Here is a 17,054-nt window from a genome sequence, read left to right on the forward strand (position 1 = left end):
ATCGGTTACGACAAATCAGCATCCCACCGTAAGGGCCCCGTCCCGCCGGTGAGAAGATGTCCGGTTGGAGACGATGGAGAGGTCGCTCATGAAACAGTGGAAACCTGCGGGGCTGGCATTTGTTGCCGCGGCCCTGATCGCAATTCCCGGCGCGAATCCGGCATTGGCGGCCGGCGGCGACTCCGTCGTCGGCAAGTGGCGCACACCTTCCAAGCACGGGGTCGTCGAACTCAGCCGCTGCGGCGAATCGGTCTGCGGCCGGCTCGTCGATTCGGACGGCCTGAAGACCAACCCCGACCTGCGCGACGTGAACAACAAGGACACCGCGCAGCGTGGCCGCAAGATCAAAGGCCTGCAAATTGTCGGTGGTTTCAAGGCCAAAGGGAACGAATGGGTCGAAGGACAGATCTACAATCCTGAGGACGGCGGCACCTACAAGGCGACGATAACGCCTTCGGGGGCCAATAGCCTCAAGCTCAAGGGCTGCATCGTCTGGCCCTTGTGCAAGACCCAGACCTGGACGCGCATCCCCTGAGGCGCACCGGGTACACGAAGGTTCAGGGCATAAGAGAATTAAGGGAGTTCAAGGATATGAAACGCACTTCGGGCCGCATTCTTCTCGCGGGCACCGCATCGGCCATCGTGTTCGGCTTTGCCGGCGCCGCCCATGCACAGGCCTTCTACCTTCAGGAACAGTCGGTACGCGCACAGGGCCGCGCCTTCTCGGGTGAGGCCGCCGATACCGGCGTCGACTCGCTGTGGTGGAACCCGGCTGCGATCGGCGGGCTCGAAGGCGGCCAGGCCTCGGTCCACGCCAGCGTCATCCTGCCGCGCGGCAAAGTGGTGGACGACGGCACCGTGATCGTCCGCCCCGGACAGGCACCTGCCCCGGTCGGCGGCAATGGCCTGGCCAAGAACCCCATCGACAACGGCGTGCTGCCCTCCGGCTCGATCGCCTACGGCACCGGCAAGTTCGCCTTCGGCCTGACGGTGACCTCGCCTTATTCCTTCACCACCAATTACGATGCCGACAGCTGGGCCCGCTATTCCGCGGACAAGACCAAGCTGCGCACGATCGACATCCAGCCCAGCGTCGCCTTCCAGCCGGTCGAAGGCCTCTATATCGGCGCGGCTGCCAACGTCGAACATGTCGACGCCACCCTCGGCAACTACCTGCCCAACCTCTCGCCGCTGCTGGCGGACGGCCATCAGCAGCTCAAGGGCAGCGGCTGGGACGTGGGCTGGTCGGTCGGCGCCCAGTACCATAACGGCCCCGCCTCGATCGGCGTCGCCTACAAGTCGGCCATCAAGCACAAGCTCGACGGCTCGCTGACCATCGACGGCCTGCTCGGCCCGCTTGCCGCGCAGAACCGGACGCTCGACGCCACGGCCGAATTCACCGCCCCGTGGCAGGCGATCATGTCCGGCCGCATCCACGCCACCAAGCAGCTGACGCTGAACGCGCAAGTCGTGGCCTTCGGCTGGAGCAAGTTCGACACCATCGATCTCGGCGCCCCGATCAACCAGCAGATCCCCGAGAACTACAAGGACGGCTTCTCCTACGCCTTCGGCATGGACTACGACGTCAATCCGAAGTGGACCGTGCGCGGCGGCATCCAGTACGGCGAGACGCCGACCAGCAGCGGCGACCGCGATGCCCGCGTGCCTGACAGCAACCGCTGGAACTTCTCGGCCGGCACCACCTGGAACATGAGCGAGAAGATCGCGATCGACGCGGCCGCCTCGTACATCACGTTCAAGGACGCGCCGATCGACCGCATCACCGCGGCCTATCCGGGCACGGCGGCACAGACCCCGGTGATCACCAACGGCAGCCTCCAGGACGCTTACGCCATGGTCTTCTCGCTCGGCGCGCGGGTGGCCTTCTGATGGGAGCCGCGGCGACGATCGGCGGACACTCCGCCCCGGAGACCTCCTCCCAACTTCCGGAAGAGATGCCGCCGATCGCGCCGCGGTTGCTCACCGACCTGCTCGACCATGCCGTGGAAGCGCACGGCGCCTGGCCGGCGATCGACTTCATGGGCCGCAAGTGGACCTACAAGGAGATCGGCGACCTGTCCCGCCGCGCGGCGCGGGGGTTGCAGGACCTCGGCGTCAAGCGGGGGACGCGGGTGGGTCTGTGCCTGCCCAATACGCCCTATTACGTGATCTGCTACTTCGCGATCCTGCGCATCGGCGGCATCGTGGTGAACTTCAACCCGCTCTACACCGAGCGCGAGATGGCGCATCTGGTGGACGATTCCGGCGCGGAATTCATCGTCGCCTCCGACCTTGCGCTCTCGCTTCCCAAGATCGAGCCGCTGGTCGGAAAGGGCGCGCTGCGCCGCGTGATCGTCTGCCCGATCGCCGATGCCCTGCCCAAGCTGAAGGGCCGCGCCTATCGCCTGCTCAAGCGCAAGGACATCGCGCATGAGCCGCACGATTTGCGCTTCCTGCGCTTTGCGGACCTGATCGCGCGCGACGCCGATCCCGATCCCGTCGAACGCTCGCCCTCGGACCTTGCCGTGCTGCAATATACCGGCGGCACCACCGGCGTGCCCAAGGGCGCGATGCTCAGCCACGCGAACCTCGCCGCCAATTCGGCGCAGATGATCGCCCATGTCGGCCACATGCCGGAGACGCAGGAGCGCACGCTGGGCGTCCTGCCGTTGTTCCACGTCTTCGCGCTGACCACGGTGCTCAACTACTCGGTGGACACCGCCGCCGAGATGATCCTGCTGCCGCGTTTCGAGATGAAGTCGTTCCTGGCCACCGCCAAGCGCACCAAACCGACGCAGTTCTTCGGGGTTCCCACGCTCTATACCGCGCTCAACAACCAGCAGCTCCACGGCGAGTTCGACCAGGTGCGCGTCTGCATCTCGGGCGGAGCGCCGCTGCCGCTGGAAGTGCGCCAGAAGTTCGAGCAGCGCACCGGCGTGCGCGTGGTGGAAGGCTACGGCCTGTCCGAAGCCTCGCCGATCATCGCCTGCAATCCGCTGGAAGGCGACGTGAAGAACAATTCCTGCGGCCCGGCCTTCCCCGGAACCGTGCTGGAAATCCGCGATCCGGACAACCTGCACAAGGTCATGCCCCAGGGCGAGCGCGGCGAAGTCTGCGCGCGCGGCCCGCAAGTCATGTCCGGCTACTGGAACCGGCCCGAGGAATCGGAAAAGACCTTCATCTACGGTGCCTTGCGCACGGGAGACGTTGGCTATCTCGACGAAGACGGTTATCTGTTCCTGGTGGACAGGATCAAGGACATGATCCTCTGCGGGGGGTACAATGTCTATCCGAGAACGATCGAGGATGCGCTCTACGAGCATCCGATGGTGCACGAGGCGATCGTGATCGGCATTCCCGATACCTATCGCGGGCAGGCGCCCAAGGCCTTCGTGGCGCTCCATCCCGGCGATACGCTGGACCAGGAAACCCTGATGGCCTTCCTCAAGGAACGGCTCAACAAGATCGAGATGCCAAGCCAGATCGAATTCCGCGACAGCCTGCCCAAGACGCTGGTCGGCAAGCTCTCCAAGAAGGAGCTGGTCGAGGAAGAGGCCGCGCGCCGCGCCTCGGGACAGGATTCGTGAGCGGCACCGGAGCCGCACTCACTCCGAACGGCGCGCCCCTTCCCGCAGCAGGCGCGCAGGCGGCAGCCCCGCGCGAAAACCCGGAAGAGGGAGAGCCGGGCGGCGACATGCTCGGCATCCAGGAAGCCGCCACCGAACTGGGCGTGACGATGCGCACCTTGCGCTTCTATGAAGACAAGGACCTGATCGCCCCGCAGCGCGTCGGCACCACCCGCATTTATTCGCGCCGCGAAATGGGCAGGATGCAGCTGATCCTGCGCGGCAAGCGGCTCGGCTTCTCGATCCGCGAGATCAAGGAATTCCTCGACCTCTACGACGTCGATCCCGAACACCACGAACAGGTCCGCGCGCTACTCACCCGGGTTACCGACCGTATCGACGAACTGCGCCAGCAGAAGACCGCGATCGAACAGACGCTGGAAGAACTGCTGTCCATCGAGCGGCAGTCGCTGGCCTGGCTCAAGGGCATGCCCGTGGAAGTCCGCAGCGGCCCGGCATCGGCCCCGCCTGAAGAACGGCCCGGAGACCAGCCATGAGTGAAGACGCCCGCCGCGCCGTGGAAGAACTGCGCGACCTGCTCGACGTGGAAGAGATCGATACCGGCATCTTCCGAGGCGCCGCCTCGGCCGAGGAAATGGGCCGCGTCTATGGCGGCCAGGTCGTGGCCCAGGCGCTGGCCGCCGCCGCGCGCGGCGTCGATCCCGAGCGGAAGGCCCACTCGCTCCACGCCTATTTCCTGCGCGCCGGCGATTCCGCCCGCCCGATCATCTACCGCGTCCTGCCTGACTTCGACGGTGGCAGCTTCTCCAACCGCCGCGTGGTCGCCATGCAGGGCGGCAAGCCGATCCTCAACCTGGCGGCTTCCTTCCACCGGCCCGAGGAAGGACTGTCCCACGCGGTGCCCATGCCGGACGTCCCGGCGCCGGACGAGTGCCCGGCTTTCCGGGATGCCCTGGCCGCTGCCGGACAGAAGCTGCCGTCCTTCCTGCTGGACCGGCTCGCGGCCTTCGACATCCGCCCCTGCCCCCCGGTGCGCGGCGGCGATCTGCCCCAGCGCCAGGAATGGTTCCGGCTGGCCCGGCCGCTCGGCAGCGATGACACGATGCAGCGGGTGCTCCTGGCCTATGCCAGCGACTTCGCGCTCGTTTCCACGGCGCTGATGCCGCATGGGCTGGGGTTCTTCTCGCCCGGCGTGACCGGCGCCAGCCTCGACCACGCGATCTGGTTCCACCAGACCCCGCCGATCGACGACTGGCTGCTCTATGCCATGGACAGCCCCTGGTCCGGCCATGCCCGCGGCTTTGCCCGCGGCGCGATCTACACGCGCTCGGGCGAACTGGTCGCCAGCGTCGCGCAGGAGGGCCTGCTCCGCGTCAAGCCCCAAGCCTGACAGTCCGCTCGGGAATTCGCTGACTTCAGGGCGCCGGCCCTTTCTCCAAGCCCATGATCGGGTGGAGAAAAAAGCCGGTGCCCCGCTTGGAATGCCTCGGGGGCGCCTTACTTTCCGGCAGCCACGGGCGGGTTGGGATAAGCGATGACGAGCGAAAGCGGTGCTTCGCCGCGCTGCCAGATGCCCACGACCGCGCCGTTGTAGAGATAGGCCGTCATGCCCGGCCGCAGCACCGCGCGCTGGCCGTCCGACACCACTTCGCCCTCGCCCGACAGGACGTAATAGACCTCATCATGCGCGATGGGATGCGCGCCGATGGCCGCGCCCTTGTGCAAGACCCGGCGGCGGAACTCCATCGCGCGCGGTGCGGGCACGGCATCCGAAATGCGATAGGCCGTGCTCATGCCGATGGCGCCGTGCGGAGGGGCTTCCTCGCGCACGGTGTCCTTTTCGTCGATGACGGCCATGGGCGGGGCCGAGAGTGGAGGCGGGGCCGGAGCCGGGGCGCCGGTAGTGGCAGCCGCCATCAGCAGCAGCCCCGCGATCATTTCGCCGCCCCTTCGCTCATTTCCCTGTCCCGCGCGGAGAGCTTCTCCTGCGGTCCGGCCTTCTGCCCGGGATAGAGGCCCGACTTCGGCGTCATCGTGCCGAGATTCCAGTCCTTCTCCACGAAGGCGGCCTGGGTCGGCGCCGGGTGCGGATAACCGCCGACGACTTTCTCGTCGTCGATCACTTCGCCGCGGCCCTCGGCCACGAAGAACAGCACGCGGATGTCGTCGGGCGCGCGGTCCCACGGGCGGGCGCCGACCGAGCCGAGCAGGTCGGTTTCGAGGTCGGCGGCGGGCATGACCTTGTAGCCGTCGAGGCTGGCGAGCGGTGCCGGCGCTTCGATGACCTTGGCCTTGGTCACGCCGTAGCGGCCGAGCATCGGCGCGGGATTGCCCCAGCGATCCACGTTGATGTTGTCCTTGCTGAACCAGGCGAGGTCGCCGTCGCCGCCCAGAGTCAGGAACGGCAGGCCCGGCGCGGTGGAATTGCCCGCCCGCATGACATTGCCAACGGCCGTGATCTCTCCGGTCACATAGGGATGGCCCGCCCATTCCAGGTTCATCAGGTTGTAGTGCACCGCGCGGTGGCCGGGATCGTAGATCATGTTGTTGACCATCAGCACTTGCGCCCCGCCCTTCACCAGCGGCGAGCGCTCCATGTTGTGCGCCCAGACATTGCGGTAGAAGACGATGCCGGTGGCGTTGTCGTGCACCAGCGAGCCCTTGGAATGCTCGCCCTTGGGATGGCTGGCGTCGGCCAGCCCTTCCGCGGCCAGGTTCTCGCGGAACAGCACGTCGTGGCTGGTGGCCTCGCGCCATTCCTTCACGGTCTTGCCGTTGAAGCGCGGACCCGACGTCGACATGTTCTCGTCGATCGCCCAGAAGAAGCTGCAATGCTCGATCACCACATTGTGCGCGGCGACGGTGGAGAAGGCATCGGCCTCCCAGCCGGAGAGCTTGGGCTGGCCATCCACCCCGGTCATCACGCGAAGATGGCTGATCTTCACGTCGTGGCCCTTGAGGTCGATCCCGCCGCGCACGATCGTCACGCCCGGCGAAGGCGCCGTCTGCCCGGCGATGGTGAGATAGGGCTCATCGATTTCCAGCACCGTGCGCCCCAGGTCGATCACGCCGCCCACCTCGAACACCACGGTGCGCTTGCCCTTCGCCTCGACCGCCGCCCTGAGCGATCCGGGGCCATCCTTGGCGAGCGTGGTGACGCGGATGATTCGCCCGCCGTCGCCGCCCTTCGTAGGGTCTGCCGCTTGCGCCATCGCCTTGGGGGAGACCGCCGAAATCGCCAGAATGGCGGCCGATGCGGCCAGGGTAAGACGGCCGAACTGCCTCGTTGCTTTCACTGCTCTCTCCCGTTTGATCCGGTTCTTGCCAGGCTTGTTACAGCGTTCTTGACAGGGTGGCGTCCCTGCGGCAATAACTAATGACACCGGTTACCAAGACCGGCAAGAACGAACTGACGATTGCGCGACAAGGACGATACGCAGTTCAATCGAGTGCGCCGCAAAGGCGTGAGGAAAGTACCGCAAGGTACTGGGAGCAGGTGCCGGAGAAAGGAAGCGCCCAAGGCGCGATCCTCTTTGACACCGGTATCAATAGGCTGAGAAGGCCAGTGAGCCGGAAGGCTACAGGGGGAGTGATCATGCAAAGGCATGTTTCGAGGATTTCGCTACTGAAGGCAGCGCTGGTCGCGGGCAGCGCGCTGGCATTGCCGCACGCCGCCTTCGCGCAGGACACGGCCGCAGACAATACCGGCGCCGCCGCCCAGACGGCCCCGCAGGACAGCACGACCGCCCAGGAAATCATCGTCACCGGCTTCCGCCAGTCGCTGGAAGCCGCGCTCAACGTGAAGCGGGAATCGGTCAGCGCGGTCGATGCCGTCGTGGCCGAGGACATGGCCAAGTTCCCCGACCAGAACCTTGCCGAATCGCTCCAGCGCATTCCCGGCATCTCCATTCAGAAGGACGGCGGCGAAGGCCGCGCGATCACCGTGCGCGGCCTCAGCGCCCAGTTCACCCGCGTGCGCGTGAACGGCCTGGAGACCATCGCCACCAGCTCCGACGGCGCCTCCGCCAACCGCGACCGTTCGTTCGACTTCAACGTCTTCGCCTCGGAACTGTTCAGCAGCCTGGTTGTCCACAAGACCGCCGAAGCCAGCCTCGACGAAGGTTCGCTGGGCGCCGTGGTGGACCTCAACACCGGCAACCCGCTGGCGGGCAAGGCCGGCCTTTCCGCCGTGCTCAACGTCCAGGGTTCCTACAACGACCTGTCGGATAACGTCGGCCCGCGCATCGCCGGCCTGCTGTCCTGGAGGAACGACGCGGGCACGTTCGGCGTCAATCTCTCGGCCGCCTATTCGCACACCGACACGCTGGAAACCGGCAACAACTCGGTGCGCTGGGCCCAGGCCTACTTCAACTCGGTGAACGGCACGCCGTGCTACTATTCCAACGTCGGCCCGACCGGCGGCAACCCGGTCGGCACGGGCGGCGGCTATCGCCCCTCCGCCGCCTGCGACGCGGCCTCGCTCTCGTTCCACCCGCGCATCCCGCGCTACGGCGTGGTCGAGCATGACCGCAAGCGCCTGGGCCTGACCGGATCCATCCAGTTCGAGCCGACCGACCGCACCAAGCTCTCGATCGACGGCCTCTATTCCTCGTTCAAGGAAGACCGCGCGGAACAGTGGCTGGAAGTGCTCGCCCGCTCCAACGAACGCCGCTTCGACGTGGTGGACCCGGTCTACGACGACAACGGCAACATGGTCAGCGCCACGTTCAACAACGCCTATGTCCGCACGGAAAGCTACTTGCGCAAGTCGAAGACCGAATTCTACCAGATCGGCGCGACGCTGGACCAGGATGTCAGCGACAGCTTCCGCTTCACCCTGCTGGGCGGCATGTCGCAATCGAACGCGGACATCCCGGTCGAAACGACTTTCGCTTATGACAACCGCAACGCCAACGGTTTCAGCTACGACTATTCGGACATGAAGACGCCGGTGCTGAACTACGGCCTCGACGTGACCAATCCGGCGAACTTCCAGCTCGCCGAAATCCGCGACCGGCCTTCCTATGTGAAGAACCGCTTCAAGACCGCGCAATTGCGCACCGAGTGGGACCTTGCCGAAGGCTTCACGGTCAAGACCGGCGCGGTCTGGCGGCGCTACAACTTCCGCACCCAGTTGTTCCAGCGCGACACCGCCGCCTGCGGCGCCAACGGCACGAAGGACCTGATCCTCGGCCAGGTGACCTGCTCCGCTTCGGTCTACGGCCTGCCCGTCACTTCGGACATCTCGCAAGTCGCCAACCTGGGAGACGCGGGCCAGCCGAACGGAACCACCGATTCCTGGCTCGTCGCCAACATCGCCAATGCGGCAGACTATACCAACCTCTATGGCCGGACCGCCATCGAGGACCTGGGCAACAACCGCCGCGTGCAGGAAACGACGTCGGGCGGGTACCTCCAGTTCGACGTGAAGGGCGACATCTTCGGGCTCGAATATGCCGGCAACTTCGGCATGCGCTATGCCCATACCGGCCAGAAATCGACCGGCTACACCGCCGGCGTCGCCGCCACCGTGGAGCGCAATTACGACGACTGGCTCCCGGCCATGAACATCGCGCTCTACCCGCGCCATGACGTGATCCTGCGCGGCGCCATCGCCAAGGTCATCACCCGGCCTTCGCTGGGCAACCTCAACCCGGGCGGCTCGGTGGACGGCTTCAACTACCGCGTCACGTTCGGCAACCCGTTCCTCGATCCCTATCGCGCGACCAATTTCGACCTTTCGGCCGAATGGTACTTCGCCCCGCAGGCCCTGCTGTCGGTGGCCGCCTTCATCAAGAAGATCGAGAGCTTCCCGGTCGCCGGCACTTACGTGGCCACCCTGCCGCAGCTCGGCCTCGGCCGCGACGTGCTCGGCCAGAGCACGCCTGCCTACATCAACTACGATCCCAACCAGGAATATGTCGTCTCCTCGCAGGTCAACGGCCAGGGCGCGACGCTGAAGGGCGTGGAAGTGGCACTGCAACTGCCCTTCACCTTCCTGCCCGGCATCCTCAGCCACACGGGCTTCCAGGGCAACGCCACGTTCATCAAGAGCAAGGCGGACTACACGATCACCGGCCCGGCCACTTCGGCCTGTACCCGCAACGCCACGACAGGCGCCTGCGCCCTCACCGGCGTCTCGGCGGTCTATACCCAGACCCTGCTGGGCGTATCCAAGAAGGCGGCCAACGCCACGCTCTACTATGACGACGGCAAGTTCAGCATTCGCGGTTCGGTCAGCTATCGCGGGCCCTTCGTGGATGCGACCAGCGCCACGGGCAATATCTTCGAAGGCTATGGCTCCTACACCAGCATCGATGCGGCGATCCGCTACAAGGCCACGGAGTGGCTGGAACTCTCGATCGACGGCAACAACCTGACCGATGCCTATCGCTATCGCTTCAATGACGTCTTCGCGGAGCGCAACTACGAAAACAACCACTTCGGCCGCACGATCCTGTTCGGCGCGCGCGCAAAGTATTGACGTTCGGCCGATACATCTGCCGAATGCCATGAACTGAAATAACGAAGAGGAAGCCGCCATGACCATCGACCGCCGATCGTTCATGGCGGCTTCGCTCGCCTCCGGGCTGCTGCCTGGATTGAGTGCCGGCCAGGCCCTGGCCCAAACCGGAAGGCAGGGCGATACCGGCATGACACCGCCCCCGGCCGATGCCGCCAAGGCGCCGCCGCCAGGCTTGCCGGAACCCACCGAAACGATCGACCTCTGGCCGAAAGGCGCGCCGGGAATGCCCGGAGCGCCGCCGGTCGAAACCGTCACCGAACGCTCTGCCAATGGGCAGGTCAACGATCGCTCCGTCACCGGCACCACCCATCCGCGCATGGTGGTGTTCCGGCCCGACCGGCCCAACGGCGCGGCGGTGCTGCTCGCCCCGGGCGGCGGCTACCGGCTCGTCGTGATCGACAAGGAAGGCTACGAAGTGGCGCGCTGGCTTGCCGCGCGCGGCTTCACGGCCTTCGTGCTGTTCTACCGCCTCCCCGGCGAAGGCTGGGCGGATCGGCAGGACGTGCCGCTGGCCGATGCCCAGCGCGCCATGCGCCTGATCCGCCACCGTGCGAAAGACTTCGGGATCCAGCCGGAGCGCGTCGCCGCCATGGGCTTTTCGGCCGGCGGCCATGTCTGCGCCAGCCTCTCCACCCGCTTCGACGCGAAAGTCTACGCCCCGGTCGATGCGGCGGACAGACTTTCCGCGCGCCCGTTCTGCGCGGCCCCGGTCTATCCGGTGGTCTCGATGGACCCAGCCATTGCCCATGCCGGATCCCGCGACCTGCTGCTCGGCCCCTCGCCCACAGCGGAACTGGAAGCCGCGCACTCGCCGGAGCGCACGGTGCCCAAGGGCGCGCCGCCGCACTTCCTGCTTCACGCCGAGGACGATCCCGTCGTCCCGGTAGACAACAGCCTGCGCCTGCGCGCCGCGCTCCGCGCGCAGGGCGTGCCGGTGGAAACCCACCTCTTCGCGCAAGGCGGCCACGGCTTCGGACTGCGCGGCACGATCGGCAAGCCGGTCGAGGCGTGGCCCGATCTCTGGCGGGCCTGGGCACGCTCGGTCGGCCTGGCCTGAAGTACCTGGGGCTGAGGTAAATGGCCGGAAGGAACCGGCCGAAACATTCGGGGCAGAATGGGATGACGATGGACAGACGCGACGCACTCAAGACCGCCCTGCTCGGCGGCATCGGCCTTGCGGCCCCCACTCTCGCAAGCGGAGAGGCTGCCGCGAAGGCGCCTGTAACGAGTACCGCCCCAACGGCGCCCGCCCGCAACTGGCGCCGCGGCTTCGACAACCAGCGCGTTTCCAGCCTCGGCGGCGGCAGGATGCTCAACCCCGTCCTTTCGGGCGACCGGCCCGACCCCGCCATCCTCAAGGACGGCGAAGACTATTATCTCACGTTCTCCAGCTTCGATTCCTACCCCGGCCTCACCATCTGGCACAGCCGCGACCTGGTAAACTGGCAGCCCCGCAAACCGGCGCTGACCCGCAATATCGGCTCGGTATGGGCCGTGAGCCTGGAGAAGCACGAGGGACGCTACTTCCTCTACATCCCGGTCAAGGCCGAGCCCAACGAGATCTACGTGATCTGGGCGGATCATATCGACGGCCCGTGGAGCGACCCGAAGCCGCTGGGCCTGCACGACCATATCGACCCCTGCCATGCCGTGGGCGAGGACGGCTCGCGCTGGCTGTTCCTCTCGGGCGGGGACCGGGTGCGGCTTTCCGAAGACGGGCTGTCGCTGGCCGGCAAAGTCGAGCACGTCTACGATCCCTGGCACTATCCCGAGGATTGGGACGTGGAAGGTTTCTCGCCCGAAGGCCCCAAGATCCACCGCCATGGCGACTGGTTCTACATGCTCACGGCCGTCGGCGGCACGGCCGGGCCGCCCACCGGCCATATGGTGATCGCCGCCCGCGCCCGCTCGATCCATGGCCCCTGGGAACAGCACCCCGGCAATCCGCTGGTCCGCACCGAAAGCCAGTCCGAAGCCTGGTGGTCGCGCGGCCACGCCTCGCTGGTCGAAGGGCCGGACAAGCAGTGGTACACGCTTTACCACGGCTTCGAGAACGGTTTCTGGACGCTCGGCCGCCAATGCCTGCTCGACACGATCGAATGGACGCCGGACGGCTGGTTCAGGATGACCGGCGGAGACCTGTCGCAGCCGCTGCCCGCGCCGAAAGTGGCCGATCCCCTGCCCCACGGCATGGCGCTGTCGGACGATTTCTCCAAGCCGCTGGCGATGGGTTCGAAATGGTCGTTCTTCCGTCCCGCGCCTGACGAGGCGGCCCGCGTGCGCGTCGCAGACGGCGCCCTGCATCTCAAAGGCAAGGGCCTGGCCCCGTCGAGCGGCTCGCCGCTGCTGCTGATTGCGGGCGACACCAGCTATCAGTTCGAATGCGACATCGAACTGGCCCCCGGCGGCACGGCGGGCCTCCTGCTGTTCTACGACGACAAGCTCTACGCCGGCCTCGGCTTCGACGAGACGCGCTTCGTCACGCACCAATATGGCATCGAGCGCGGCCGGCCCGCCAATCCCCATGGCGGCCGCATGAAAATGCGCCTCACCAACCGGCGGCACATCGTCGCCTTCCACACCTCGGCAGACGGCGGCCGCAGCTGGAAGCGCTTCGATCGCGGCATGGAAGTTTCGGGCTACCACCACAATGTGCGCGGCGGCTTCCTGATGCTCCGGCCCGGCCTCTATGCGGCCGGTCCCGGCGAAGCGACGTTCCGCGACTTCCGTTTCACGGCGCTGGAGGACTGAGTTCGGCACGGCGGAGGGAGCCGCGCCGCTGAACGCTCAGGACTTTCCGGTGCCGCCATTGCCCGAAGTATCGAGCCTGGTTTCCATCCGGTAGTCCGGCAGGGCATCCAGCGCCTGGCGCAGCGCCTCTCCCCAGCCGTCCGAAATCGACTGGAAATACGGATCGTTCGGCTCGATCCGCCGGTCGTGGAGGGGGGTGAAGCGGTCCTGTTCCAGCACCAGCAGGTCCAGCGGCAGGCCGACCGAAAGGTTCGCCTTCACGGTCGAATCGAAGGAGACGCACATCAGCTTCACCGCCTGCTCGAAGGTCATGCTCCGGTCGTAGCCGCGGATCAGGATCGGGCGGCCGTACTTGGTTTCGCCGATCTGGAAGAAGGGCGTATCGAAGCTGGCTTCGATGAAATTGCCCTCGGGGTAGATCAGGAAAAGCCGCGGCTCCATGCCCTTGATCTGCCCGGCCACGATCATCGAGGCGCTGAAGGTGCCGGTCGCGGCCTTCTGGCCATTGTCGCTGGCGCGCTCGGTGATGATGTCCTGGAGGAGATTGCCGACCACCGTGGCCACCTGGAACATGGTGGGCGCTTCCAGCAGGGAATTGTGCCGCTCCGCCGGGGCTTTGTTGCGCTCTTCCAGCTGGCTGATGACCGCCTGGGTGGTGGCCAGGTTGCCCGCCGTCATCAGGGTGATGATGCGCTCTCCCGGGATTTCCCAGTGATACATCTTCTGGAACGTGGAGATATTGTCGACGCCCGAATTGGTGCGGGTGTCACTCATCAAGACGAGTCCGCGATCCAGCATCATGCCTACACAATAGGTCATGGAATCAAAAACCCCTGAATTCCTGCGTCCCGCGCGACCATTCACGGGACCGCGGCCGTTTCAGCCGCCTTGTATCTGCCGCTGCCCGCCGTCTGCGGACTGCTGCTGCTGCTGTCCTAGCAGGTTCTCCTCCACGGACAAATGCACGTCCAGCCGGGTTTCCCCCGCGCCCGTGGCCACACCCGTAACCGGAGCGGCCTCTGCATAGTCTGAGCCGCTGGCTACGCGGATATACCTTTCATCCGGGCAGATCGCGTTGGAAACGTCAAATCCGACCCAGCCCAGCCCCGGAACGTGCGCCTCTGCCCAGCCGTGCCCGGCATCCTGCTCCACCCGGTCGTTCATCCGCAGATAGCCGCCGACATAGCGCATCGGGATGTCCAACAGGCGCCCGGCGCTGATGAAGATATGGGCGTGGTCCTGGCAGACGCCTTTTCCTGCCATCAGCGCCTGTTCCGCCGTCGTGCGCACGTCCGTGGCGCCCGGCACATAGGCAACGCGCGCGGCGATGGCGCTGGAAAGGACATGGAGGAACCCCACGAGGTCCGACTTGTCGGCATCGACGGAGGCCAGCAGCGAACGCACCCCCTTGCCGGCGCGTGTCAGCGGCGTCGCGCGCAGGAAGCACCAGAGCGGAGCATGCCCGCCATGCGCGCCGGTGATGCCGTTGTTGTCGCTCGTGCGCACCGTGCCCGCGCAGGTGACGGTGACTTCCCGGGCGCCCGGTTCGATGGAAACGAGCGAGGTGTGGTTCTGGTGCTGATCGTCGTAGCCCACCTCGTGGCGCGCGCCGGTCAGTTCCATCGTCCAGTCGAGCACTTCCTGCCCGTGAGTGGTCTTGGGCCGCAGCCGAAGCCGCTGCAATCCGTGCGTGACGGGAGCGGCGAAAGCGTAGCGCGTAGTGTGCGTGACGGTCAGAAGCATGGAACAAGCCGTCCTATTCGTTGAAGCGGTAATCGGCGGCGATGGCACTGCCGAGCCGGCTGGTCTTGCCGATGAAGTCCTGCAGGAATTCGTGCAGGCCCATCTCGAAGATCGCCTCGATCGAGGTTTCCTGAAGCGCGCCGCCGGTGGCGCGCAGAAGCGCGTGCGCGGATGTCTCTCCGCCATATTCCTTGGCGAGGCCTGCCATGTTGCTGCGAAGCTTGTCGTAGCAGAAGACCAGACTGCGCGGAAATTGCCCGTCCAGGATCAGGAACCGCGCGATCCCGCGCGAGTCCATGGCGCCGGCGTTGAGCCAGGAATAGGCACGGTTGCCCGCCACCGAGCGCAGCAGCGTGTCCCACTGGACGTTGTCCAGGCTGGAGCCGACCCAGGCCGCCGAGGGCAGCAGGACGTAGTATTTCACGTCGAGGATGCGCGCGGTGCTGTCCGCCCGCTCGATGAACGTGCCAATGCGCGAGAAGTTGAACACCTCGTTGCGCAGCATCGTTCCTTCCAGCGCCCCGCGCACGAGCGTGCCGGTGCGGCGGATCTGGCCCAGCACTTCGCCCAGGTTGGTCTCCCGAACCGGCCGCGCGAGCAGGTCGCGCAAATGCATCCAGCCTTCGTTGGTGGTTTCCCATACGGCGTTGGTCAGGCTGTTGCGCACCATGCGGGCATTGGTGCGCGCGTTCTCGACCATGGCCAGGACCGAGCCGGGATTGTCCTTGTCGCGCAGCAGGAAGTTGAACACCTGGGGCCCGTTGAACCCGCCGTGGACGCGGCAATAGTTCCCCACCAGCCCGGTGGTGGTCAGGACCGACTTCCACTCCTCGTCCTGCGAATGCTTGTTGCCCCGCGTCAGCGCGAGATGGAAACCCACGTCGATTAGGCGCGCGGTGTTTTCCGCCCGTTCGAGATAGCGGCTCATCCAGTATACGCCGTTGGCGGCCCGTCCCAGCATCAGCGCGCCCTCACCCGTCCCATAGCCCTCATTCGTCCAGCACCCACGAATCCTTGGTGCCACCACCTTGCGAGGAATTGACCACCAGCGATCCCTTCTTCAGCGCCACGCGGGTGAGCCCGCCCGGCGTGATGTCGATGCCTTCGGGCGAAACCAGCACGAAAGGCCTGAGGTCCACATGGCGCGGCGCAAGGCCCTCCTTGGTGAAGATCGGCACGGTGGAGAGCGAAAGCGTCGGCTGGGCGATGTAATTGTCCGGCCGCGCGCGCAGCTTGGCCTCGAAATCGGCCAGTTCCTTCTTCGAGGCGGCCGGGCCGATCAGCATGCCGTAGCCGCCCGAGCCATGAACCTCCTTGATTACCAGTTCGGCCAGATTGTCGAGCACATAGGCCAGGGAATCGCTTTCCGAGCAGCGCCAGGTCGGCACATTGGCCAGGATCGGTTTCTCGCCGGTATAGAATTCGACGATCTCGGGCATGTAGCTGTAGATCGCCTTGTCGTCGGCGATGCCGGTGCCCGGCGCATTGGCGATGGTAATGCCGCCCGCGCGGTAGACGTCCATGATCCCCGAAACGCCCAGCGCCGAATCGGGCTGGAAACTCAGGGGATCGAGATAATCGTCGTCGACGCGGCGATAGATCACGTCGATCGCCTTGTAGCCCGTGGTCGTGCGCATGGCGACGCGGCCGTCCACCACGCGAAGATCGCGGCCTTCCACCAGCTCCGCGCCCATCTGGTCGGCCAGGAAAGCGTGCTCGAAATATGCGGAATTGTAGATGCCCGGCGTCAGTACGGCCACGGTCGGACGGGTGCCGCCGCCCTTTCCGCCATCGTACGCCGGCGGCGCGCAGGCCCGCAGCGAGCGGGCCAGACGGCGCGGATAGTCGGAAACCGGGCGCACCGGGATGCGCGTGAACAGCTCCGGGAACATCGCCATCATCGTCTCGCGGTTCTCGAGCATGTACGAGACGCCGGACGGCGTGCGGGCATTGTCTTCCAGCACCATGAACTCTTCCGGCCCGGTGCGGACGAGATCGATGCCGACGATATGGGTATAGACGCCCCCCGGCGGCGTCATCCCGATCATCTGCGACAGGAACGCCTCGTTGTTGCGGAGCGCGGAGATCGGCAGGCGGCCGGAGCGGATGATCTCCTGGCGGTGGTAGAGGTCCTGCAGGAAGGCGTTGAGCGCCCGCACCCGCTGCTCGATGCCCTGCGTCAGCTTGCGCCACTCGCGGGCGGTGATGATGCGGGGGATCATGTCGAAGGGAATGAGCCGCTCCTCGGCAGCATCGTCCCCGTAGACGTTGAAGGTGATGCCGATGCGGCGGAAGAAGCGCTCCGCCTCGGCGTCCTGCCGTTTCAGCCAGGCCTTGTCCTGCGAGTCGTACCATTTTCGAAAGTCGGCGTAGGCAGGTCTCACCGACCCATCCTCGTTGAGCATCTCGTCGTAGTTGGTTCCGCCCGTAGCCGTCATTGTGACTCC

The 17,054-nt window shown here is 66.0% G+C and carries 14 protein-coding genes; 8 read left to right on the forward strand and 6 right to left on the reverse strand.

The window, feature by feature from the left end; translation table 11 throughout:
• The first annotated feature begins 73 nt into the window (after window positions 1-73).
• From AC1VV3_RS21270 to AC1VV3_RS21290, 5 genes are all read left to right on the forward strand, one after another.
• On the forward strand, window positions 74-535 hold the full coding sequence (locus tag AC1VV3_RS21270; RefSeq protein ID WP_243654337.1) for a DUF2147 domain-containing protein: 462 nt from the start codon (window positions 74-76) through the stop codon (window positions 533-535).
• A 56-nt stretch (window positions 536-591) separates the two neighbouring features.
• Window positions 592-1,890: an OmpP1/FadL family transporter gene (locus AC1VV3_RS21275; protein ID WP_482962424.1), complete on the forward strand. Its 1,299-nt coding sequence runs from the start codon at window positions 592-594 to the stop codon at window positions 1,888-1,890.
• Complete coding sequence (locus tag AC1VV3_RS21280; RefSeq protein ID WP_482962425.1) at window positions 1,890-3,587, forward strand: long-chain-fatty-acid--CoA ligase; 1,698 nt, start codon at window positions 1,890-1,892, stop codon at window positions 3,585-3,587. The genes AC1VV3_RS21275 and AC1VV3_RS21280 overlap by 1 nt, the downstream gene beginning before the upstream one ends.
• A 107-nt stretch (window positions 3,588-3,694) precedes the next feature.
• Window positions 3,695-4,123: a MerR family transcriptional regulator gene (locus AC1VV3_RS21285; RefSeq protein ID WP_134093726.1), complete on the forward strand. Its 429-nt coding sequence runs from the start codon at window positions 3,695-3,697 to the stop codon at window positions 4,121-4,123.
• Window positions 4,120-4,977 (forward strand): acyl-CoA thioesterase, encoded by an 858-nt coding sequence (locus AC1VV3_RS21290; RefSeq protein ID WP_482962426.1) that lies wholly within the window; start codon window positions 4,120-4,122, stop codon window positions 4,975-4,977. The genes AC1VV3_RS21285 and AC1VV3_RS21290 overlap by 4 nt, the downstream gene beginning before the upstream one ends.
• Window positions 4,978-5,084: 107 nt before the next feature.
• Here AC1VV3_RS21290 and AC1VV3_RS21295 read toward each other — a convergent pair whose 3' ends face one another.
• Together AC1VV3_RS21295 and AC1VV3_RS21300 are read right to left on the reverse strand one after the other, a co-directional pair.
• Window positions 5,085-5,525 carry a cupin domain-containing protein gene (locus AC1VV3_RS21295; protein ID WP_482962427.1) on the reverse strand — a complete coding sequence of 147 codons (441 nt, stop codon included), beginning with the start codon at window positions 5,523-5,525 and terminating at the stop codon, window positions 5,085-5,087.
• The gene (locus tag AC1VV3_RS21300; RefSeq protein ID WP_482963172.1) at window positions 5,522-6,832 is read right to left on the reverse strand and encodes a pectate lyase family protein; all 1,311 of its coding nucleotides are present in this window, start codon (window positions 6,830-6,832) and stop codon (window positions 5,522-5,524) included. Before AC1VV3_RS21300 ends, AC1VV3_RS21295 begins: the two co-directional genes overlap by 4 nt.
• Before the next feature lie 350 nt (window positions 6,833-7,182).
• Between AC1VV3_RS21300 and AC1VV3_RS21305 the strand changes: the two genes are divergently transcribed.
• The 3 genes from AC1VV3_RS21305 to AC1VV3_RS21315 all read left to right on the forward strand — a co-directional run bounded on the left by AC1VV3_RS21305 (window position 7,183) and on the right by AC1VV3_RS21315 (window position 12,864).
• Window positions 7,183-10,071, forward strand: a complete 2,889-nt coding sequence (locus AC1VV3_RS21305; RefSeq protein WP_431568942.1) for a TonB-dependent receptor — start codon at window positions 7,183-7,185, stop codon at window positions 10,069-10,071.
• A 58-nt stretch (window positions 10,072-10,129) separates the two neighbouring features.
• Window positions 10,130-11,170 carry an alpha/beta hydrolase gene (locus AC1VV3_RS21310; RefSeq protein ID WP_482962428.1) on the forward strand — a complete coding sequence of 347 codons (1,041 nt, stop codon included), beginning with the start codon at window positions 10,130-10,132 and terminating at the stop codon, window positions 11,168-11,170.
• Window positions 11,171-11,232: 62 nt separating this feature from the next.
• A complete protein-coding gene (locus AC1VV3_RS21315; protein ID WP_482962429.1) occupies window positions 11,233-12,864 on the forward strand; it encodes a family 43 glycosylhydrolase in 1,632 nt (543 codons plus the stop codon).
• A gap of 36 nt (window positions 12,865-12,900) precedes the next feature.
• Here AC1VV3_RS21315 and AC1VV3_RS21320 read toward each other — a convergent pair whose 3' ends face one another.
• From AC1VV3_RS21320 to AC1VV3_RS21335, 4 genes are read right to left on the reverse strand one after another with little or no spacing between them, the layout of a single operon-like run.
• Entirely contained in the window at window positions 12,901-13,683 is a 783-nt protein-coding gene (locus AC1VV3_RS21320) for a proteasome-type protease (protein WP_132267423.1), read from the reverse strand.
• A 60-nt stretch (window positions 13,684-13,743) separates the two neighbouring features.
• Window positions 13,744-14,607 (reverse strand): transglutaminase family protein, encoded by an 864-nt coding sequence (locus AC1VV3_RS21325; protein WP_465127242.1) that lies wholly within the window; start codon window positions 14,605-14,607, stop codon window positions 13,744-13,746.
• 13 nt (window positions 14,608-14,620) lie between these two features.
• Entirely contained in the window at window positions 14,621-15,568 is a 948-nt protein-coding gene (locus AC1VV3_RS21330) for an alpha-E domain-containing protein (RefSeq protein WP_132267426.1), read from the reverse strand.
• A gap of 28 nt (window positions 15,569-15,596) precedes the next feature.
• Entirely contained in the window at window positions 15,597-17,045 is a 1,449-nt protein-coding gene (locus AC1VV3_RS21335) for a circularly permuted type 2 ATP-grasp protein (protein ID WP_482962430.1), read from the reverse strand.
• Between the last annotated feature and the right edge of the window lie 9 nt (window positions 17,046-17,054).

The sequence above is a fragment of the Novosphingobium sp. BL-S-34 genome, from assembly GCF_056857015.1.